Here is a 23,076-nt window from a genome sequence, read left to right as displayed (position 1 = left end):
ATAGAACTGGAATTAACTGTTAAAATTATTAAACAAAAAAGTATGAGGAACAAGACGATTTTTTTTCTGATCGTTGCATTTTTATTGCCCTGTATCGGTATGGCAGGTAGTAAAAAAGACAAAAAGACTAAAAAAGAGACTCCTTACCAACGGCTATTTAAGGATAAAAAGTGCAAGACGGTAAAGGGAGTGATTACTATTCACAAAATGGACGATAAGGTCTATTTTGAAATTCCTTTACAGGTATTGGGGAGAGAGATGTTACTGGGATCCACGATCACGGAGATCACCAGTAATTTATTCGGTAGTGTGGGAGAGAAACCTTTCGATCCGCTTCATGTGGTGTTTGTAAAGGATGATTCGGCCACCGTCAGTTTACGGGAGGTTAATTCTATTCAGACTACCAATACCGAGCGGTACAAAAAGTTGATGAGCGAAGGAAGTATGCCGGCAACCATGGAGAGTTTTGAAGTTAAAGCTTATACTCCTGACAGTTCTGCCGTCATCATAGATATGACGCGATTCCTGCTTAGCGATAAGGGGGAGTTCAGTCCTTTTACTCCGTGGAGTCCGATCTTGATGATGAATCGGGATATGAAGATGGAAAAACAGTATAAAAATCAACTATCCTGTGTCGGTGAGGTTAAATCTTTTGAAGATAATTTTAGTGTTCAGTCTTTGTTGACTTACGAGATGAGTGTGCGGGACAGATGGTTTTATTATTTATACAAGATGCCTTTTTCAGTCGTTATGACCCGTAGTTTTTTGCTTTTACCGGAGACTCCGATGCGTCCTCGCCCGGCTGATCCTCGTATCGGTATTTTCGTGGGAGGGAAATATGCTTTTGACGAGGGAGAACAGACCCAAATCGATTATTATGCTACTCGTTGGAGATTAGAGCCTAAGGATAGGGAGGCTTACGAGAGGGGAGAGTTGGTAGAACCGATAAAACCCATTGTTTTTTATGTGGATAACGCTTTCCCTGAAAACTGGAAAAAGTACGTGAAAAAAGGAGTGGAAGAGTGGCAGGCTGCTTTCGAGAAGATCGGTTTTAAAAACGCTATTGTAGCCAAAGATTTTCCGACGGACGATCCGAATTTCGATCCGGACAATCTGAAGTATTCCTGCGTGCGTTATTCTCCTTCGCCGATAGCTAATGCTATGGGACCTTCTTGGACAGACCCGAGAAGTGGCGAGATCATCCAGGCTAACATTTCGGTTTACCATAATTTGATCCAGTTAGTTCAGGATTGGCGTTTTTTGCAGACGGCCGCAGCTGATCCTTCGGTCAGAAAGGTGGATATGGATGAAGAGACATTGGGAGATTGCATCCGTTATGTTATCTCTCACGAAGTGGGGCATACCTTGGGATTTATGCATAACATGGCTGCTTCGGCTGCCATTCCGACGGACTCTTTGCGTTCTCCGTCATTCACGCAAAAATACGGTACGACTTATTCTATTATGGACTACGCCCGTAACAATTACGTGGCTCAACCGGGCGATGCCGCCCGCGGCGTGCGGATGACACCTCCCGTATTGGGACTTTACGATTATTACCTGATCCATTGGTTGTATACACCTATATACTCGGCTCGATCTTCAAAAGAAGAGGTTCCTGTACTGGACAGATGGATTTCTGAAAAATCGGGAGATCCTGTTTATCGTTACGGGAAACAACAGATTTTAGCGCATTATGATCCGAGTTCCTTCGAAGAAGACTTGGGTGAGGATCCGGTTAAATCGGCTACTTATGGTGTGCAAAATTTGAAGTATATCCTAAAACATTTGAATGAATGGACGGCTGCCGACGATAAGGATTTCAGTTTCCGGCAAAATATGTACAACGAGTTGTTGTATCAATATATCCGTTACATGAATCATGTATTGGCCAATATCGGTGGAGTGTATTTGAACGAACGTTATGACGGAGACCTGCGTCCGAGTTTTGCTATCGTGGCGAAGGAGAGACAAAAACAAGCCCTTCGTTTCATGCTCGAACAAGTAAGGGATATGGAATGGATTGACGATAAGGATTTTCAGGCGGGGATGCCGATTATGGGGACTTTTACGCAGACCATTCAGGATATCGTATTGCCTGCCGTTTTGAATCGTACTGGAATCGTGGCTTTCGGGACGAAGTATACGAAAGAGATTGAACCCTATACTCCTGAAGAGTATTTCAATGATATTTATGAATTTGTTTTTGCCCCGACAAAAGCAGGTAAAGATTTGACCGGGGCGGAACGGAAACTTCAAATGGCGTTGTTGTCGGAATTGATCAAGGGATCCGGAGCAACAAGCACTCAATTAGGATCCGGTGGAGGCATAGGATTCCGGGATCAGAATCTGATCATCGTTCCGGAAACTATACTTGCGAAGAGCAGAGATACCTATGGATTTACAGGGGAGTATGATTCGGGATTGCTGCGGAATCGTTTCATGGTAAAAAATGAGTTGCAGAATCGGTTCGATACTCCTCAGGTGGGAATAAATGGATTCAGTTTTTGGGTACAACTGCCTATAGAGAACTATTCAATGGAACCTCTTTATTTGTCGACTTTGCAACAAACGTTAAGTTTATTGAAAGACAGAGCGAATACAGGTTCAAAAGAGACCCGGCAACATTACGAGTTACTGATTCATAAAGTAGAACAAGCTTTAGGCAGATAATCATCGAATAGATTCAGCAGAGTTTGATTTTTCGGATGAATGCGAAAAATAAAGTGAATAAAATAAGTAGAAATTATGAGAAAAGTTATATATGTCATATCTCTTTTTGCTCTTCTTTTTGCGTTTTCAATGGAAGTCGACGCGAGTAACCGTAAAAAGAAAAAAGAGAAGAAAAATAAAGAGCAGGTAGAGGAATTGACTCCATACCAGAAATTATTTAAAGATAAGAAAGTAACTACCGTGAAAGGATTGATGACCGTACACCAGGTTGATAAAAAGGTGTACGTGGAATTTCCTCTTCGCTTGTTGGAGAAAGATATGTTATTGGCTTCCACTATAGACAAGATTACCGATAACGGCGAAGGTTCCGTGGGAGAATTTGTCGGAGGAGGTTTTACCCTGCGTTTTATCCGTCGGGATTCCGTTATTCAGGCACGGATGGCTGTTGAAACGGATTTTTTACCGGTAGCTCCTTCCAATAGCAGTAAAGATCCGGCTATAGAGAAAGCCTTGGAGCAATCCTCCTTACCGGGAGTCTTTGGTACGTATAAAATTGAGGCCTGGACTCCGGATAGTTCGGCCGTGGTTATCGAATTGACCCCTTTGTTTACGAAACATTCCATTTATACCAATCCGTTTCCTCCCTATGCACCGAATGCGATGTTCGGTTTTATCGGGCGGAGACATAAGTTGCAGGAGAACCGTACGCATTTGAAAGGGATTAAAGCCTATGACAGCAATATTGTGGTAAAATGCGAACAGGGATACGATGTGGATTATTTGGGATTTTTCGGTGGTTATCTGGCACAGGACGTGAAGATTTCGGTAATTAGTAACAAAATATTGATGTTATTGCCGGAAGAACCCATGATGCCTCGCCTTTCGGACTCCCGTATCGGTGTGAATTACGTGATGAGTAATGATTTTACCAGTCCTATGAAGGGATTGGAAAGGGTGTATTATACCAGTCGTTGGCGGATTCAGCCTTCCGATCCGGAGGCTTACAAAAGAGGCGAATTGGTAGAACCTACGAAACCGATTGTATTTTATATGGATACGATTATGCCTCAAGCATGGAAAAAATACATCAAAGCGGGATTGGAAGAGTGGAACGGTGCTTTTGAAAAAATCGGGTTTAAAAACGTGATAGAGGTTCGGGACTTCCCAAAAGACGATCCGGATTTTGATCCGCTTAATATTGAATATTCTGTGATTCGTTATGTTCCCGTCAATTGGTTTATGGCAATGAACCATAGGGTGGTGGATCCCCGTACGGGAGAAATTTTAAGTATGTCTATTTGTATTCCTGATAATTTTATCGGTGGTTTGTACGGAGAACGGGTTCTTTCCACGATGAATGCGGATCCTTCCGTGCGTCGGGCGAAGCTGACCGAAGAGCAGTTGGGGGAGATGATTCGTTTGGAGATGGCTTCTACCATGGGATTTAATCTCGGTTTAATATACAATTGTGCGGCCTCCGCCGTCTATCCTGTCGACTCTTTACGTTCGGCTTCGTTTACGCAAAAGTACGGGTTGAGTCCCTCCGTTATGGATATCGTTCCGAGTAATTATATCGCTCAACCGGAAGATGTCGAGAAGGGGGTAAGGATGACGAATAAAGGTATCGGCGAATACGATGAATATGCTATTAAATGGTTGTATAAACCGATAGAAGGAGCCCGGACCCCTCAAGACGAAAAGGTTACTTTGGACCGTTGGATCAAAGAGTCCAGGAATAATCCGAATTGCCGTTATCGTTTGTTTGAATATTACGGTGCTTTTGATCCTTCCGTGTTCCTTTCCGATTTGGGAGACGACCAGATTAAGGCGTTCGAGTATTTTCTTCAGAATATGAAAGGGGCGCTGGCTCATTTTTACGAGTGGTATAAAGAAGATGACAGAGATATGTCGAAACGGGCAGGTATTTATGAAGGTTTGTGTTCGAATTTAGGTGGAAATCAACTGGTTCAATTATCCAATTTTATAGGTGGAATCCGGATGATCGAGGCCAATGCGGATGAAGATGTGAAGAAATACGAAATGCTTCCGAAAGAAGAACAACGGAAGATGGTTCACTATTTATTAAATTTCTCTAAAGATCTTTCCTGGCTGGAGGACCTGGATCTGATCCGTCAAATGGGACCGGGGCGCGGTTCTATGGTAGATGCTATGCATAGTACCGTTTTTGGTCTTCTCTATTCTAAAATGGGACGTTTGAAACTATGTGAAGCCAAGTTTGCGAATGCGTATACCTCGAATGAACTTTTAAAGGATATTTATCAATTCGTTTGGGAAGGGACTTTAAAGAATCGTACTTTGACAAAAGAGGAGATGAAATTACAAACTTCTTATTTGGCGATGGCATTGAAGAATTCGACTTTGGGCGAATCGGCTGCAACCTTGCAAGCTTCAGGCGATAGGTTATTTACAACAAATCGGTTGGCCTGGAATACCAGTTTGAAAAACGAGATAAGGATGAAAGGAAATAGTCCTATTCATAAAAATAGATTCGAAATGGAAAGTCCGGTCCGTGAAGTAGGGGCTTATTGGCTGCCTTGGTGGATTCGTGTTTCGGATTACCCGACTTCTCATGAATTTTATGCTATGGTTTTGCAGGTACAAGACTTATTGAAAAAGGCGAGCGTAAAAAGTTCGGGAGAGACAAAACAGCATTATGATTACTTACTCTATAAGATTAAGAAATCTTTAGAGAAGAAATAGTTAACGGGTAAAATGTTTAAATAAATGAACAAATGAGAAGCAGAATAATATATTTATTGGTAATTGTTTTGTTACTGCCTTGTATGGCGCATGCTCGGAAGAAAAAGGAGAATCCGAAAGAGGCAGTAACGGAAAGAAAAGACAACCGTTACGAGGAACTATTCAGAGATAAGGCCTGCGAAACGGTGAAAGGCTTGCTTACTTTGCATAAGGTAGACGGCAAGATCTATTTTGAAATTCCCACGAAATTGATGAATCGGGAAATGTTATTGGGATCCACGATTTCGGGAACCACGGATAATATGTTCGGTAGTATAGGAGAACGCCCTTCAGATCCTTTGTTGGTAACCTTTACTCAGAAAGATTCGACTTTGGTCAGCTTGGGTTTGATTCAGACGACTTACATGACTCAGAATGAAACATTGAAGGATCGTATGAACCGGGGAAATATTCCGGCAGTCATTAAAAATTTCGAAATTAAGGCTTATACTCCGGATAGTACGGCAGTTGTTGTCGATATGACGGATTTTTTATTGAGCGATAACGAGACGTTACCCTCTTTTTCTCCCTGGTCTCCGATCTTATCTATGATGTGGGGGAGCCCTCTGAATAAGAATTTTATGCGGGAAGAGTCTCAGGTATTGAAGATAAAAGCTTTCGAGGATAATGTAACGGTTCAATCCCAATTGGCATTCCGTTTATCTGCTGAAACTTCGTATTTCCGTTATTGTTCGGACAAACCGGTCACGCAGATCATGACCCGTAATTTTATTCTTTTGCCGGAGATACCCGCACGTCCCCGTTATGCAGATCCGCGCATAGGCGTATTCTACCAGGGAATGTATGAAATGGGAGATCCGAAAAAAGGGATAGATGTTTTGTATTATGCCACCCGTTGGAGATTGGAGCCTACCGATGAGGAAGCTTACCGGAGGGGCGAGTTGGTGGAACCTAAGAAGCCGATTGTTTTTTACGTGGATAATGCCTTTCCCGATCAGTGGAAAAAATACATCAAAGAAGGTATATGCGAATGGAATGCCGCTTTTGAGAAAATAGGGTTTAAGAATGTAATGCGTGCGGAAGATTTTCCGACAAACGATCCTGATTTTGATCCGGATAACCTGAAATATTCATGTATCCGTTACTCTCCTTCCATTGTTGCGAATGCCATGGGACCCTCCTGGACGGACCCTCGTACGGGAGAGATTTTAAATGCTTCCGTGTACGTGTATCATAATTTGGTGGAGCTGGTTCAGGATTGGCGTTTTTTACAGACTGCCGCCGCAGATCCCTCCGTCAGAAAAATCCGGTTGGATGACAAGGATTTCGGTGACTGTTTGCGTTATGTATTGGCTCACGAGGTCGGACATACGTTGGGTTTGATGCATAATATGTCTGCTTCGGCGGCTATTCCGACGGACTCTTTGCGTTCTCCGTCGTTCACGCGGAAATACGGAACAACCTATTCCATTATGGATTATGCCCGCAATAACTATGTGGCCCAGCCTGGAGATGCCGCTCGTGGCGTGAAAATGACACCCCCTCGTTTGGGATTGTATGATTATTATGTTATCGAGTGGTTGTATAAGCCCCTGCTGGATATAAGGTCTGCCAGAGAAGAGATTCCCGTTCTGGATCAGTTTATTACGGAGAGGTCTGACAATCCTGTTTATCGTTACGGAAAACAACAATTCAGGGAGTATTACGATCCCCGTGCCATGGAAGAAGATTTAGGGGATGATCCCGTGAAGTCCGCCACTTATGGAGTGAAAAACTTAAAATATGTGTTGGAACATATGGATAAATGGGTAAAGGATGAGGATAAGGATTATAAGTTCCGTAAGAATATGTTGAATGAAGCACGTTATCAGTTTGCCCGTTATTTGAACCATGTGATGTGTAATTTGGGTGGTCTTTATTTGAACGAAAGATATGAAAACGATAAGGTCCCGGCTTACGGTGTGGTATCCCGGGAAAGACAAAAGAATGCCTTGCGTTTTGTATTGGAGCAGACCCGGGATCTTTCCTGGTTGGATGATAGGAAGGGATTGCCTTTGGGACGGGAAGTTGCGGAAGAGTTTCAAAAAGACATACTTCGCGGTCTTCTTATGATTATCCATAAGGTTGCGATGACACAAACCTTTTCCGACGAAAAGAAACCTTTCAGTAGAGAAGAGTATTTGAACGATCTGTATGATTTTGTAATGACTCCGACCTTGCAAGGGAAGAAACTCACGAAGGGTGAACAGAGTCTGCAAAAAGGTTTGTTAGCGGCATTGCTGGAGGCATCCGGTGCGCAGAAAAAAGACATGGGGATGAAACCTTTCGAGTGGAATCTGAAAACGCCGTTTGTACGGGTGCCGGAAAGCGTGAGAGCTTTGAGCCGGGAGAAATACGGGGAGATCGGTGAGGATGTGATGGGACGTTTCACGAACAGAAGAACATGGGGTGAACAACGGAATATGCAGCACCCGGCAGAGGTTTCCGGATTTGGAGATCCTTTCTTCCTCTTTAAAACTTTTCCGATGGAACCGGATAATTACTCTTTGTTACGGAAAATGTATTCCGCTTTTAAGGGTAAACAAAACGTAGGGACTCCTGAGATGCAACAATACTATAAATTAATGGTTCGTCAGATGGATAATATTTTCAATGATTGAGATATAAAATAGAAAATTATGAAAAAGATCATATACATATTGTTTCTTTTTACTCTTGTGTTTGGCGTGTGTGATGCCTCTGCCGGGGAACGAAGGAAGAAGAAAGAAGATAAAAAGAAGAAAGAGTTGACTGCCTATCAGAAATTGTTCGATGGTAAGCAGGTTCAAACGGCTCGCGGTTTAATGACCCTTCATAAGGTCGGCGATAAGGTTTACGTGGAATTTCCGGTGCGCCTGTTGAATAAGGAGATGTTGTTTACCTCTTCCGTGGAAAGAATCAGCGATTGCGGAGAGAGTGCCGTGGGAGAATTTTCCGGTCCCGGAGTACCTTTGAAATTTACCCGTATGGATTCTGTCCTTCAGGCCAGGATACTGCTTATGAATCCTTTAAGAAACATGACGGACGATTTAGGTGTCAACGAAGCCTTTAATCGTTCGGCCATGCCCGGAGTATACGGGAGTTACAAGATCGAAGCGTGGACTCCGGATAGCAGTGCCGTAGTGGTGGATATGACCTCATTGTTTATGTCTCACAGTATTTATACGACACCCTTTACCGACTATGCCGGAAATTCATTTTTTGGTCTTGCCGTACGGGATCATAAATTTCAGGAAGATCGTAATTTTTTGAAAGGGGTAAAGGCTTATCCGACAAATGTCGCGGTGACTTGCGAGATGGGATACGATGTGGATATTTACTTCTTCGGTATGTTCCTTATAGAAAAAGATATGAAGGTATCTATCGAGGCCAATCGGATATTGATGCTTTTACCGGAAGAGAAGATGTTGCCTCGTCTGGCGGATTACCGCGTAAATGTGGAATATAACCGGGAAAGCGGTTTCGAATCTCCCCTGAAGGGTGTGAAATCGGTATATTTCACGAATCGCTGGCGTTTGGAACCTTCCGATCCGGAAGCTTACCGGGAAGGAAAAACGGTGGAACCTAAAAAACCCATTGTTTTTTATATCGATACGTTAATACCGGAGTCGATAAAGCCCTACGTGATAGCCGGTGTTAAGGAGTGGAATGCTGCATTCGAGAAAATCGGTTTTAAAAATGCGATTCAAGTGAAAGATTGTCCGAAGGGTGATCCTGATTTCGATATGGCAGACGTGAGTCATTCTACCATTTTGTATGCTCCGATTAAGATGTATGATGTAAAATCTCAGAGGTATTGCGATCCGCGTACGGGAGAGATTATATCGGCTTCTATTCTTATCCCGGTGGGATATGATCCTACTTATGAATTGAAAATGAATACGATGGCTGTCAACCCTCAAATCCGTAACAATCATATTCCGGTGGAGGTTTATGGAGATGTGATTAAATCGGATGTGGCTAGAGAGATGGGTGTCTGTTTAGGATTTACTGATAATTTCATGGCCTCTTCTGTCTATCCGGTAGACTCTTTGCGTTCCGCAACATTTACCCGGGCCCACGGATTGACGCCTTCCGTTATGGATCTCGTGGCTTGTAACTATATCGCACAACCCGGAGATATGGAAAAAGGCGTCCGTATGTTTTCCAAGGGGATTGGCGAGTTTGATTATTTTACCGTTAAATGGTTGTACCAACCAATAGAAGGGACAGTGAAACCGCAGGATGAAACAGAGGTTTTAAACCGGTGGATTATCGAAGCTAAAAAAGAACTCAATTATAGGTATAGTCCCATGATATGGAGTTTCTACCGTTTGTTGGGAGATCCTCGCCGGAACAGGGGCGATTTGGGAGACGATCCGATGAAATCTCTCGAATACAAGATCAACAATATTAAATATGCCATGAAACATTTCAGAGAGTGGTTCAAAGATGATGATAAGGATTTGCGTGTAAGGACTTCCCTTCATTCCTCTTTTTCCAATCTGTTATCGAATGAAATGAATAACTTATTGGGATACGTGGGTGGAATCTACCTGAATGAGGTTACTGCGGACGAGGATATGCCGACTTTTACTGTTGTACCCAAGGAGCGTCAACAAGAGATCGTACGGTATGTTTTGGATATGTCTAAAACGTTCGGATGGATGGATGATAAAGAGTATACAAAAGAGACCGGATTGGGGTACGCGAGAGTTCCTTCTCGGGAGATGCAGTTAGCCGTTATCGGTAGCTTACTCGGTAAGGTCGGCGATCTGAAATTATGTGCTGAAAAATCGGGCGATGCTTATACTCCGGATGAATTTTTGGATGACCTGTATGCCTATATTTGGGAGGGAACGTTGAAAAAACGTGCGTTGACGGAGGATGAACGATTTTTACAGAGGAGTTTTGTTGGTATGGTTATGGCTTCTTCCGCTGTTGCTGAATCTCCGGCTTCTTTTGAAAAGGAACAACAGAGATTCCCTTTTGTGGCCGGGAAGAACTTGGTTTACTGGAAACCGGATACGCGAGAATTCAATCGAATGGAGCAAAAGTGGAGGAACGATTATTTGCCGTCGCAACGTAGCGGTTATCAAGGTTATGTCGCAACAGCGAAAGGATACAATGCGGCTCCGGAATATTATTCCATGTTGGTAAGGATCCAAAAATTATTGCAAGGGGCTGTTCTTTCCAGTAGCGGCGATACGAAAGCCCATTACGAGTACTTGTTGTATCGGATTCGTAAAGCCATGTCTAAGAAATAAACAATAAGTAATAAAGTTAAAAAAGATATATCATGAAAAACAACACGATTATTATACTGTTAGTTGTTTTGTTGATGCCATTCCTTGCAGAGGCTCAGAAAAAGAAAGGGAAGAAGGGGAAAGGGGAAGTAGAGCAAGAGGTAAAAGCACCTAAGAAGGAATCGGCTTATGACAAACTTTTTAAAGATAAAGCTCACGAGAGTGCGAAAGGGTTGATGACGGTTCATAAAATAGACGGTAAAGTTTATTTTGAGGTACCTTTGAATTTGTTGGGTAAAGAGATGCTGATCGGATCTGCGATTGCCGAGAATTCGAGTAGTTTGTTCGGGGCGGTGGGAGAAAAACCGCATGAACCTCTTCACGTTGTGTTTACTCGTACGGATTCTTTATTGAACTTACGTGAGGCAAACTCCTTGCATACGACGGATAACGAACGGATGCGTCAAAACGTGGAGTTGAGTGCTATCCAGGCTGTTATTAAGAATTTTGAAATAAAAGCCTATTCTCCGGATAGTACGGCCGTGGTCATCGATATGACGGATTTTTTGACTAACGAAAATGAGAAGTTGGATCCTTTTTCTCCATGGATGCCGATTTTAATGGAGTATTGGAGAGATGCCAGATTGGAAAAAGAGTTTCAGCAGGCACATACCCAGATCGGAAAAATCAGTGCGTTTGAAAATAACGTGAACGTGCAGACCTCTTTTACTTATACCGTGAGTATTAATGCCGATAACTGGTACTGGCTTTATAAAATGCCCTACACGGCAACCATGAGCCGGACATTCCTTTTGTTGCCGGAAAAGCCGATGCGTTCCCGGATAGCCGATCCCCGGATTGGAATATTCTTCGGAGGTAAGTATTTGTATAGTGATAAGGAGAGAGGAGTAGAGGTGGTTTATGATGCCAATCGTTGGCGTTTGGAACCGAAAGATGTGGAGGCTTATAAACGGGGTGAGCTGGTTGAACCGATAAAACCCATTGTTTTCTATGTGGACGATAATTTCCCTGCGGCGTGGAAGGAATATGTAAAGGCTGGTGTCGAGGAGTGGCAGGCGGCTTTCGAAAAGATCGGTTTTAAAAATGCGATTATTGCCAAGGATTTTCCTAAAGACGATCCCGATTTCGATCCGGAGAATCTGAATTACTCTTGTGTACGTTATTCTCCTTCCTCTGTTGCCAACGCCATGGGGCCTTCTTGGACAGATCCGAGAAGCGGAGAGATCCTGCAAGCTAACGTATCGGTGTATCATAACCTCATCCAATTGGTACAGGATTGGCGTTTCTTGCAGACGTCTCCGGCGGATCCTTCTGTTCGTAAGATACAATTGGATGACGCTACAGTTGGAGATTGTATTCGTTACGTGATTGCTCATGAGATAGGCCATTGTTTAGGATTAATGCATAACATGGCAGCTTCGGCGGCTATCCCGACGGATTCTTTGCGTTCCCCGTCATTCACGCGGAAGTACGGCACGACTTATTCTATTATGGATTATGCCCGTAACAATTACGTGGCTCAACCGGGAGATGCTGCTCGTGGTGTGAAGATGACACCCCCTAATTTGGGATTATATGATTATTATGCCATCAAATGGTTGTATACGTTTCTTCCGGATGCCCAAACGGCTAAGGATGAGCTTCCGACATTGGAACGTTGGATTTCCGATAAATCGGGAGACCCGATTTATCGTTATGGAAAACAACAAATTTGGGCACACTATGATCCGAGTTCGTTCGAGGAGGATTTGGGAGACGACGCAATCAAATCAGCGACTTACGGTGTGAAAAATCTTAAATATGTACTGGCTCATTTAAACGAGTGGACGGCCGGGGAAGATTTGGATTACTCTTTCCGTGAAAGGATGTATAACGAGATCGTATACCAGTATGTACGTTACCTGAATCATGTGGCAGCCAATATCGGAGGAATTTATTTGAATGAAAGTTATCAGGGAGATAAACGTCCGAATTACGCTTTTGTTCCGCGCGAGAAACAAAAACGGGCATTGAGATTTTTGTTAAATCAGATAAAGGATGCCGGATGGTTGGAGAATCCTGATTTTCAAAAAGAGATGCCTTTGATGGGAAATATTTCCAGGGAGTTGGAAGATAAAATTATGAGCGGGATTTTAGGACGATTGGGGGCTGTCTCTTATTGTGCGGAGAAGGCACCTGCCAATCAGGTATACACGTCTTCAGACTATTTAAACGATTTGTATGATTTTATTTTTACGCCTACCAAACAAGGAAAAACCTTGTCTAACGTCGAAAAGAAAATGCAATTGGCTCTTTTGAGTCAGGTGATCGGGGGTGCCAACGTGGAAAAAGATGCCAAGGGAGGAAAAGGCCGGGTACGTATGATCGTGGAAGTTCCCGAGAGCGTTAGGGCCAAAAGTCTGAAATATTACGGGCAGGTGATGGGAAATAGGGGGCTGGCGGATAAGCAGGGATTCAGCTATTACGTGGATATTCAGATGGGTAACGCAGATGTGGCTCCTTACTATTACGATTTAATGAAAAAGACGTTGAATCTGTTGAAAAACCAGGCGATGACCGGTTCTTCAGACACTCGGCTTCATTATAAATTACTGATCCATAAATTGGAACAGGCTCTAAATTAATGTTTCTTCTCCGGTTTCTCTTTGTCGTCATTCTGTTCTCCATGAATGACGACAAAGGAAACCCGATGAAAGGATGTTCAATAACTAAAATTTAATAATTGTATGGAAGAATCGATCGTAAAAGTTGAAAATCTATCCCATCGCTACACGGTTCAGTGGGCTATCCGGGATATTAATTTTGAAATCAACACTAATGGTATATATGGTCTTCTCGGATCCAACGGGGCCGGGAAGTCGACCACGATGAATATCATGTGTGGCGTTTTAAAACAGACGGAGGGAGATGTTTATATAAAGGGGGTCAGTATGCGAGAAAATCCCGTAGAGGCTAAGAAACATTTGGGTTTTTTACCGCAAAAACCGCCTTTGCATATGGATATGACGGTAGAGGAGTACTTAACCCATTGTGCCAATATGCGTTTAATGCCATCTAAGGAAGTGAAAAACGCTGTAAAAGATGCTATGGGACGTTGCGGTATTTCTCATTTTAATAAGCGTTTGGTACGTAACCTTTCCGGGGGATACCAACAACGATTGGGAATAGCGCAGGCTATCATTCATAATCCGGAATTTGTAGTGTTGGACGAACCGACGAACGGGTTGGATCCGAACCAGATCGTGGAAGTGCGTCATTTGATCAAAGAGATTGCAGAGGAACGTACTGTCATCCTTTCGACACATATCTTGCCGGAGGTTCAGGCCACCTGTGATTATATCCGTATGATTGAGGAGGGTAGATTGGTTTTTGCCGGGACGGTAGACGAGTTCGATAATTATATCATACCGAATACCATATTTGTTTCGTTGATCGCTCCGCCTGCCGTGGATGAATTGGCTAAGGTTCCGGGAGTAGTTAACGTGGAGGAGTTGGGAGGAACGAAATTCAGGTTACAATTTTCCGATAACCAGGATGTTATCGAACGTGTGGTAGAGACAAGTGTGGCCAGAGGATGGAGGTTGAATGATATACATCTGGAAAAGAGCTCATTAGATGCCGTATTTGCCGAATTATCCAAAAAGTAAGAGACGATGAAGACCATATATAAATTGGCGTTGGCGGAATTACAAACGTTATTCTACTCACCGGTAGCCTGGTTGATTCTGATTATTTTTACTTTTCAGGCGGGAATGGTCTATACCAATCTTTTCGGAGGCTTGGTACGTGCCCAATCATTAGGTTATCCTGTGTACAATGTTACTGCGGAAACTTATTTTCCATTTTTCAGAGCCATGCAACAATATCTCTATTTTTACATTCCTTTGTTGACCATGGGGATCATGAGTAGAGAGTTGGGGAGCGGTTCGATTAAATTATTGTATTCTTCACCGGTTACCAATACTCAGATCATATTGGGAAAATATCTTTCCCTTATGCTTTACTGTTTCGTGTTGATAGGTGTTTTGATCGTATTTGTCTTTTTTGGCGTATGTACGATTAAAATGGTGGATATTCCATATATGCTCAGCGGTCTTTTAGGACTCTATCTGTTGTTGTGCGCTTACGCGGCTATCGGGCTTTTTATGTCCAGTATAACTTCGTATCAAGTGGTTGCCGCTATGGGAACTTTGGCGGTTCTTGCCGTATTGAGCTATGTAAAAGGAATGTGGCAAGGCATAGAGTTTGTAAAAGATATTACTTTTTGGTTATCCATAGACGGACGGGCGGATGAATTTATCGGCGGGTTGATATGTAGTGAGGATTTTCTCTATTTTGTCATTGTGATCGCAATGTTTCTAATGTTGTGTATCCTGCGTTTGCAAGCCAGGAGACAAAGGATATCTTGGATCGTTCGTTGGGGGAAATACCTGGGTGTTGTCGGTATTGCCATGTTGTTGGGATACCTCTCTTCCCGTCCCGTGTTTATGAGTTATTACGATGCTTCCCGGACAAAATTCAATACACTGACGCCCAATAGTCAGGAAATTGTCAAGAAATTGGACGGGGGATTGACGATTACTACTTTTACCAATATTTTGGATAATGATTTTTACAGTACTTTACCCGAAAATGTTAATTGGGATAAGGAGGTTTTCAAACAATACGTGCGTTTTAAGCCGGAGATAAAGATGAAGTATGTTTATTTCTATGCCGATGCTCAAAACAAAGAGTTGGATAAGATGTACCCGAATATGACGGATAAGGAGAGAGCCCGGAAAATGATAGAGTGTTGGGGTATCGATTCCACGATCGTACTTCCTCCGGAAGAGATAAAGAAAATTATCGACTTGGAAGCGGAAAAAAACCACTCTGTTCGTTTGGTGGAACGGGAGAACGGACAACGGATCTTCTTGCGTTTTTACGAGGGATTTGATCGGAACCCGCGTGAAGGGGAGATTTCGGCGGCCTTCAAACGTCTGATCATGAAATTGCCCATTGTCGGTTTTTTGCAAGGACACGGGGAACGTGATCCGAAAAAGGAGGGAGATAGGGATTATAATCGTTTTTCTCAGGATAAGTGGTTCCGTTATGCTTTGATCAATCAAGGTTTTGATGTTGCGGAGGTAACTTTGGATAAAGATATTGCTCCGGATATAGAGATACTGGTGATAGCCGAGATGAAATCAGCGCTGACTCCGGAGGAGAGAATGAGATTGGATGCTTATATCGAAAGGGGAGGAAATTTATTGATTTTAGGGGAGCCGAGACGTAGGGATATTATGAATCAGATTGTGGAACCTCTGGGAGTAAAATTTTTACCTGGGGTTTTGGTGAAGCCTACGGAGAATTTTCAGGCGGATTTGATCATTACGACTCCGACAAAAGAGGCGGGTGAACTCTCTTATCCTTTCCAGACGATCATCGATTATGAAGGGTGTGTAACGTTTCCGGGAAGTTCGGCCTTGGCTTACGCGGCGGATAAGGGATATAGCGTGACTCCTCTTTTCATGAGCGATACGGCGGGGAGCTGGAATGAATTGCAGACGACCGATTTTATCGATGACGTCGCTACCTTGAATCTTTTGGAAGGAGAGAAAGAGGAGAGCTTGCCGATAGCCTTGGCTTTGTCTCGGAAAGTGGGAGAAAAGGAGCAAAGAATTATCATTTTCGGTGATGCCGATTGTATCAGTAACGGCGAGTTGGGTATGCAACGGAAAGATGTTTGGGCGATGAATTTCAATATCCTTACGGGTTCTTTCTTCTGGTTATCGCATGAGGAAGTTCCTATTGATATGCGACGCCCGACTCCTCCCGATAATGCCGTTTATGTCGGTGAAATCGGGATGTCAGTTGCGAAAATCGGATTTTTGGGAGTTTTTCCTGCCATTTTAATATTCTTCGCTCTGTTTATTTGGATACGTAGACGGGGAAGATGATACCGTAGGTGTTTTTGTATAAAAGTTTCCGGGAAAGTGCGTGATCCCGGAACTTATTAGAGCTTCGGTTGTTGTGAGATATAAAATAAAATTATTAATTAAAACAAAGTTGATGAAGACAATCTATAAATTAGCGATAGCAGAATTGCAGACCCTCTTCTATTCGCCTGTGGCTTGGTTGATTCTGATTATATACACGTTTCAGGCAAGCATGATGTTTACTGAGAGTATATCCGGTATGGTACAAAGTGTCTCTCTGGGGTATCCTTTGAGATCTGTAACAGGAAGAGCTTTCGGGTATATGTTATGGCAAATGACGGAGTACCTTTATCTTTATATTCCGTTGTTAACCATGGGATTGATGAGTCGTGAATTGGGGAGCGGCTCTATTAAATTGTTGTATTCTTCGCCCGTGACCAACGCTCAAATTATTTTGGGAAAATTTCTTTCCATGATGATTTACGCCTTGGTTTTAATCGGTGTTTTATTCTTGTTCTTCCTTTATGGTGTGTTTACCATTAAGGATATGGAGATCGGAACCCTTTTGACCCAGTTCCTGGGAATTTATCTGTTAATCTGTGCTTATGCGGCTATCGGACTCTTTATGTCCAGTATAACTTCCTATCAGGTCGTTGCGGCAATGGGAACCTTGGCTATATTGGCTGTTTTGAACATGGTGGGAAATTTATGGCAGGATATTGATTTTGTAAGGGATATTACCTATTGGTTGTCCATGAGAGGACGCGTCGGTACTTTCCTGAGGGGAATGATATGCAGTGAAGATTTTCTCTATTTCGTCATTGTAATAGCCATGTTCTTAATGCTCTGTATTTTGCGTTTGCAAGCACGGAGACAAAAGATTTCTTTCTGCGTTCGTTGGGGCAAATATGTAGGAGTGGTTTGTATCGCTATGTTACTGGGGTATTTTTCTTCTCGTCCGGTATTGATGGGGTATTATGATGCTACCTCCACCAAAAGTAATACCTTGACTCCCAATAGTCAGGATATCGTGAAGCGTTTGAATGGCGGTTTGACGATCACGACTTACGTCAATCTGTTGGATGAGGATTACCGTTTCGGTCTGCCTCGAATGATGAATATGAACCGGGGACATTTTGAAGACTACGTGCGTTTTAAACCGGAGATCAAAATCAAATACGTCTATTATTACGATAAAGCGGAAAACAAACATCTGGACGAGCGTTATCCGAATTTGAGCGATAAGGAACGGGCAAAGAAATTATGTGAGATCTGGGATTTGGATTCCAATATGTTTTTACCGCCGGAAAAGATTCGGGAAATGGTGGATTTGCAACCGGAAGGGAATCGGTTCGTGCGTTTGATAGAGCGTGAAAGCGGAGAAAAGACGTTTTTGCGTGTTTATGACGATATGCGGAAATTCCCGGGAGAGAGTGAAATTACGGCGGCGTTGAAGCGACTGGTAATGGACCTTCCGACAGTCGGCTTTTTGACAGGACACGGGGAGAGGGATATCAATAAGGAGGGAGACCGGGACTATAAACGTTTTGCCCAAGATAAAAAATTCCGTTATGCTTTGATCAATCAAGGTTTTGATGCCAAAGAGGTTACGTTGGATCAGGATATTCCGGACGATGTACGTATTTTGGTTATAGCCGAAATGAAACAGGCGCTTACTCCGGAAGAAAAGGCCAGGTTGGATGCGTACGTCGCGAGAGGAGGAGATTTGTTGATCATCTCCGAACCCAAACGTCGGGAGTTTATGAATCCGATAGTTGAACCGTTTGGCGTTCAGATTTTACCGGGAGTATTGGTGAAAAAAAGCGAGAATTTCCAGCCCGATTTGATTATGGTAACTCCGACACAGGCAGCTTGTGAGCTATGTTATCATTTCGACGGGATTCGGAGATGGGAAGGGTGTGTGACCATGCCCAGTAGTAGTGCTTTGGCGTACACGGAAGATAAAGGATACACGGTTACGCCTCTTTTCATGAGCGATACCGTGGGAAGCTGGAATGAGTTGCAGACCACCGATTTTGTCGATGATATTCCTACGATAGATGAAAAAACGGGAGAGACGGAACAAGCTTATCCTACGGCTCTTGCTCTTTCAAGAAAAATAGGAGACAAAGAGCAGCGTATTATCATTCTGGGGGATGCCGATTGTATCAGTAACGGAGAGGTTAGTATGAGCAGGAAAGACGTGAGAGCCATGAATTACTCTGTCATCATCGGTTCTTTCTATTGGTTGTCTCATGAAGAGGTGCCGATCGACATTCGCCGTCCGAGCACGACGGATACCGAATTGTACGTGAGTGAGGCTGGTGCTATTGCCACGAAGATCGGTTTTATGGGTGTGTTGACCGCCTTCCTGATCTTTATGGCCCTCTTTATCTGGATCCGTAGGAGGGGAAGATAAAAGTTAAATCGTGCCGAAAATAATTTCGGTTTTGAAGAAATGATGAAAAGTGGAATAGAACCGGAGTTCATTTTTGGCACGTTTTGTTTTATAGATAATTTAGTGTTGGATAGGATGATTTGTTGTTTTCAAATCATCCTATTTTTTAGTTACATCCATTTATCCCAATCCTTCCATACCGGTTCGTAGCCTTGTGCTTTGATGGCTTCCACCATCTCCTGAGGCGTACGGTTGTCGTTGATGGCAAATTGTTCCAACTCCTTATGGGGGACGACATACCCTCCCGGTTCGGTACTCGATCCGGCACTCATGGAGGTCGCACCGAGGTGCATGACATGGTCTCTGAATGCTCTGCTTTCTCGGGTAGATATGGATATTTCCGCTTCTTGATCCAACAGGCGATAGGCACATATTAATTGGACCATCTCCCTGTCATTGATCGGATCATTGGGTGTAAAAGCTCCTGCATGTGGGCGCAGGCGGGGAAGAGAGATGGAATACTTGGTTCGCCAATAGGTTTTTTCCAAGTATTTCAAGTGTAATGCCGTGAAAAACGAATCGGTTCGCCAGTCTTCCAATCCGAGTAAAGCTCCTATTCCCATTTTTTGAACTCCGGCTCTACATACCCGATCGGGAGTTTCCAGACGATACCGATAATTGGCTTTTCGACCCTTAGGATGATACAGAGGGTATTGTTTCTCGTTGTAAGTTTCTTGGTATACGCATACGAAACTGAGTCCGGCTTCGGCTAAACGGGCGTATTCAGCTTCTTCTAAAGGTTGTACTTCCAAGGCTATCTGTGAAAACTTATCCCGAATGGAACGGATTACTTGTTCGTAATAATCCGCGTCGGTTTTGGCGGGAGCTTCTCCCGATACGAGTAAGATATGTTTAAATCCCCATCGGGTGATTACTTGAGTTTCTGCTTCCACCTCTTCTAATGTTAACATCTTACGATGAAGTTCGTTATCGTGATTGAATCCGCAATAAACACAGAAATTGGTACAGTAGTTGGAAACATAAAGGGGAATATAGAGTTGGATCGTATTTCCGAAACGGGCCAATGTCATTCGATTGGCTTCCTGTGCCATATCTTCCAGTAACGGAGCGGCTGCAGGAGAGATGAGAGCCATAAAATCGTCCAAGGTTCGGTGCGGGTTGTTGATGGCGTCAATGGCATCGTTTTTCGACTTGTCCATGATGTTTTTTTTCACATCTTCCCAGTCGTAGGTTTGTAGGGTATCATAAAAAGACATAATTGATGCTGTAATTTAGTGATTCTGGCAAACGTTTATAGATTCAGGAATTCGGTCAGCGGGGAACTGGCTTGTGCGTGTCGGTATTGTTTGGCTAACTTGGCTTCGAATGCCATCCGACCGGCTTCCACCGCTAATTTAAAAGCCCGACCCATCCCTACCGGGTCGGGAGAGACGGCAATCGCCGTATTTACCAATACGGCCGCTGCACCCATCTCCATGGCTGCCGCCGCGTGGGAAGGAGCTCCGATTCCGGCATCCACGATCACCGGAATATTACTTTGTTCGATGATAATCTCCAACAGGTCTTTCGTGACTAATCCTTTGTTCGTTCCGATAGGAGCGCCCAAAGGCATAACAGTGGCTGCTCCGGCCTCCTCTAAGTGTTTGCAGAGTACAGGATCGGCTTGAATGTAAGGAAGAACGACAAAGCCTAATTTTGCCAGTTCTTCGGTTGCTTTTAAGGTTTCGATGGGGTCCGGTAACAGGTATTTGGGATCCGGATGGATCTCTAATTTCAACCAGTTCGTTCCCAAAGCCTCCCGGGCAAGTTGGGCGGCGAAAACAGCTTCTTTGGCCGTTCGAACCCCTGATGTGTTCGGTAAAAGTGTGATATGGGGAGCTTTTAAATGAATTAAGATATCGTCCTCTTTTTCTGACATATCCACTCTTTTAAGAGCAACCGTTACCAATTGGGACTCGGATGCTTTAATGGCCTCTTCCATTAAAGCATTGGACGAGAATTTACCGGTGCCGGTAAATAATCGTGAAGTAAACACTTTATCAGCTATTTTAAGTGGTTCCATGCTGCTAAATTTTATTGATTATAAGATTTATGATTTCTTCTGTTTTACTTGTTAGATTCTCACTGTTTTTGATGAGAGAGGAGAGAGCTATTCCGGATATACCCGTGGAAAATAAAGGAGAAATATCTTTTTCTTTGATTCCTCCGATAGCGTATACCGGAATGTTTATTCCTGTTTTTCGACAAGATTCCATGATGTTTCGATACCCCTCCAATCCCAGAACAGGACTTAATTTTTTCTTGGTTGTAGTATAGGTAAACGGCCCTAAACCGATGTAATCAATCCGTTGAACGGAGCGGGTCATTATATCTTTGAACGTGTTGCACGTGGCACCGATTATTTTATCGTTTCCCAGTAACTTGCGGGCCTCGAGTGGGTTCATATCTTCCTTTCCCAGATGTACCCCGTCCGCATCTAATTCCAAAGCTATATCGACCCGGTCGTTGATAATGAAAAGGGCGTTGTATTTCTGGCAAATGGCCTTTACTTCTGCCCCGGTTTTTAGGCATTCGGATCGATCGGTTTCTTTCATCCGCAATTGTATCCAGCGTATTCCTCCTTTACATGCGGCTTCGACCTGCTCCGGGATACTCATCCCCTCTTTGAAGTCGGTGATGTATTGTAACGGAAGTCGGTGTAGGTCGGTTTTAAACAGGGGGGAATACCGTGAAGGGTGTACTCCTAAACGGGTATCGTTGGATTGAATGAAATCGGAGACATATAGTTGTCCTTCCCGGCAGGCTACCGGTAAGGAGTAGCCTTGTGCCAATCGGGAAGCGATAACGGCCGAAAGAACACATCCCGTACCGTGCTTATCGTGTTTGTTACGGGAAACGGAACCCGAGTATTCATGCGTCGCCGTTATCAACCGATCGGTAGGGTATTCTTCCCGGTTATGACCGCCTTTCCATAAGATGTTTGTCCGTAAGGAGTGACAAACAGTTTGCAATCGGGTGATATTCTCGTTATAGTTTTCAGCCGGAAGAGAGAATAATTTACTTAATTCTTCCGCGTTGGGGGTAATTAAGTAAATTTTTCGCAAAATACTCATCAATTTTTTGCGGTCGTCATGCCGGTGAAATTCGAATCCGGCGCTGGCTTTTAGAATGGGATCCCAAATTATTTTTGTCCGGGGAAGTTTTTGCTTCAAGTAAGCGACGATCTGATCCAAAAGAGTAAAATCTTTAATCAGTCCGATTTTGATAACCCGGGGTGAGAATTCTTGCAGAATGATATCGCATTGTCGGGTAATCTCCTCGAATGTCAACCATCGGGTTTCAAGGTATTCGTTTTGATTCTGAAATGTTATAGCTGTACAGATTCCCAGTCCGTATACCCCGCAATTTTCAAACGTTTTGATATCGGAACTGATTCCGGCTCCGGAACTGGGATCGAATCCTGCTATACTTAGTACCGGAGTGGGGAATAATTTCAGGAAGCGAGAAATGGCTTCTTCGGATTTATTCCATATATAGCCCAATAGGGCTACGCCTGCGAAACCCATTTTGCGGCAGGATGAAACGCGATCCGCATCGACTCCTCCTAAAGCTATGATCTGTTTGTCCGTGGAGTTTAGGAAGCTTTTTAAAGTATCCGGATCAAACTTTGACCGATAACCGTATTTCGAAATACTGTCGAATATGGGACTTAAGAAGAGGTAGTCGGTGTGAAACGGTATGCGGTCTATTTCTTCCACGGTATGGCAGGAAACACTAACGTGATGATACGCGTTTTTCTCTTTCCATTGAGCGACTTGTTCGTATTTTAAGTGAACACCTTTTAGCCCGTATGTTTTTACCAGGCCGAAATGGTCATGAATGACGATTCTGTTCCGAAACGCGGGAATAATTTTTTGGATGAAATTTTCGTAATCCTTGCGGCTTCCTCCCGGTTTTCTCAGGTGTAACAGATGTAATCCGTTTTCAAAGAGTCTGTTTATTATCGATTCTTCGTGGGGAATAAATTCGGGAGGAGTTATAACAATAATCATAGAGTTTT

General features: G+C 43.4%; 11 protein-coding genes. 8 read left to right on the top strand and 3 right to left on the bottom strand.

The window, feature by feature from the left end; translation table 11 throughout:
* Positions 1-42 precede the first annotated feature (42 nt).
* The 8 genes from DMB45_RS07555 to DMB45_RS07520 all read left to right on the top strand — a co-directional run bounded on the left by DMB45_RS07555 (position 43) and on the right by DMB45_RS07520 (position 19,016).
* Positions 43-2,673, top strand: coding sequence for a zinc-dependent metalloprotease (locus tag DMB45_RS07555; protein WP_110688624.1), 2,631 nt, complete (start codon positions 43-45; stop codon positions 2,671-2,673).
* Positions 2,674-2,748: 75 nt separating this feature from the next.
* Entirely contained in the window at positions 2,749-5,394 is a 2,646-nt protein-coding gene (locus tag DMB45_RS07550; RefSeq protein ID WP_052649427.1) for a zinc-dependent metalloprotease, read from the top strand.
* Positions 5,395-5,426: 32 nt separating this feature from the next.
* On the top strand, positions 5,427-8,054 hold the full coding sequence (locus DMB45_RS07545; RefSeq protein WP_041505417.1) for a zinc-dependent metalloprotease: 2,628 nt from the start codon (positions 5,427-5,429) through the stop codon (positions 8,052-8,054).
* An 18-nt stretch (positions 8,055-8,072) separates the two neighbouring features.
* Positions 8,073-10,679, top strand: coding sequence for a zinc-dependent metalloprotease (locus DMB45_RS07540; protein WP_041502037.1), 2,607 nt, complete (start codon positions 8,073-8,075; stop codon positions 10,677-10,679).
* A gap of 32 nt (positions 10,680-10,711) precedes the next feature.
* Complete coding sequence (locus DMB45_RS07535) at positions 10,712-13,303, top strand: zinc-dependent metalloprotease (RefSeq protein WP_041502036.1); 2,592 nt, start codon at positions 10,712-10,714, stop codon at positions 13,301-13,303.
* A gap of 102 nt (positions 13,304-13,405) precedes the next feature.
* Complete coding sequence (locus DMB45_RS07530; protein ID WP_041502035.1) at positions 13,406-14,326, top strand: ABC transporter ATP-binding protein; 921 nt, start codon at positions 13,406-13,408, stop codon at positions 14,324-14,326.
* Positions 14,327-14,332: 6 nt separating this feature from the next.
* Entirely contained in the window at positions 14,333-16,618 is a 2,286-nt protein-coding gene (locus tag DMB45_RS07525) for a Gldg family protein (protein ID WP_041505419.1), read from the top strand.
* A 112-nt stretch (positions 16,619-16,730) separates the two neighbouring features.
* Positions 16,731-19,016 carry a Gldg family protein gene (locus DMB45_RS07520; protein WP_041502033.1) on the top strand — a complete coding sequence of 762 codons (2,286 nt, stop codon included), beginning with the start codon at positions 16,731-16,733 and terminating at the stop codon, positions 19,014-19,016.
* A 149-nt stretch (positions 19,017-19,165) separates the two neighbouring features.
* Here DMB45_RS07520 and thiH read toward each other — a convergent pair whose 3' ends face one another.
* Genes thiH through DMB45_RS07505 form a run of 3 tightly spaced genes read right to left on the bottom strand, consistent with a single transcriptional unit; the run spans position 19,166 to position 23,068 of the window.
* Entirely contained in the window at positions 19,166-20,272 is a 1,107-nt protein-coding gene (gene thiH / locus DMB45_RS07515; RefSeq protein ID WP_041502032.1) for a 2-iminoacetate synthase ThiH, read from the bottom strand.
* Between the two features lie 35 nt (positions 20,273-20,307).
* Complete coding sequence (locus DMB45_RS07510) at positions 20,308-21,078, bottom strand: thiazole synthase (protein ID WP_041502031.1); 771 nt, start codon at positions 21,076-21,078, stop codon at positions 20,308-20,310.
* A gap of 4 nt (positions 21,079-21,082) precedes the next feature.
* A complete protein-coding gene (locus DMB45_RS07505) occupies positions 21,083-23,068 on the bottom strand; it encodes a thiamine phosphate synthase (protein ID WP_082027557.1) in 1,986 nt (661 codons plus the stop codon).
* Positions 23,069-23,076: the final 8 nt, after the last annotated feature.

It is taken from the genome of Sanguibacteroides justesenii (assembly GCF_003204205.1).
GTDB classification, from domain to species: Bacteria; Bacteroidota; Bacteroidia; order Bacteroidales; family Marinifilaceae; genus Gabonibacter; species Gabonibacter massiliensis.
This window is presented reverse-complemented; position numbering and strand designations above follow the sequence as displayed.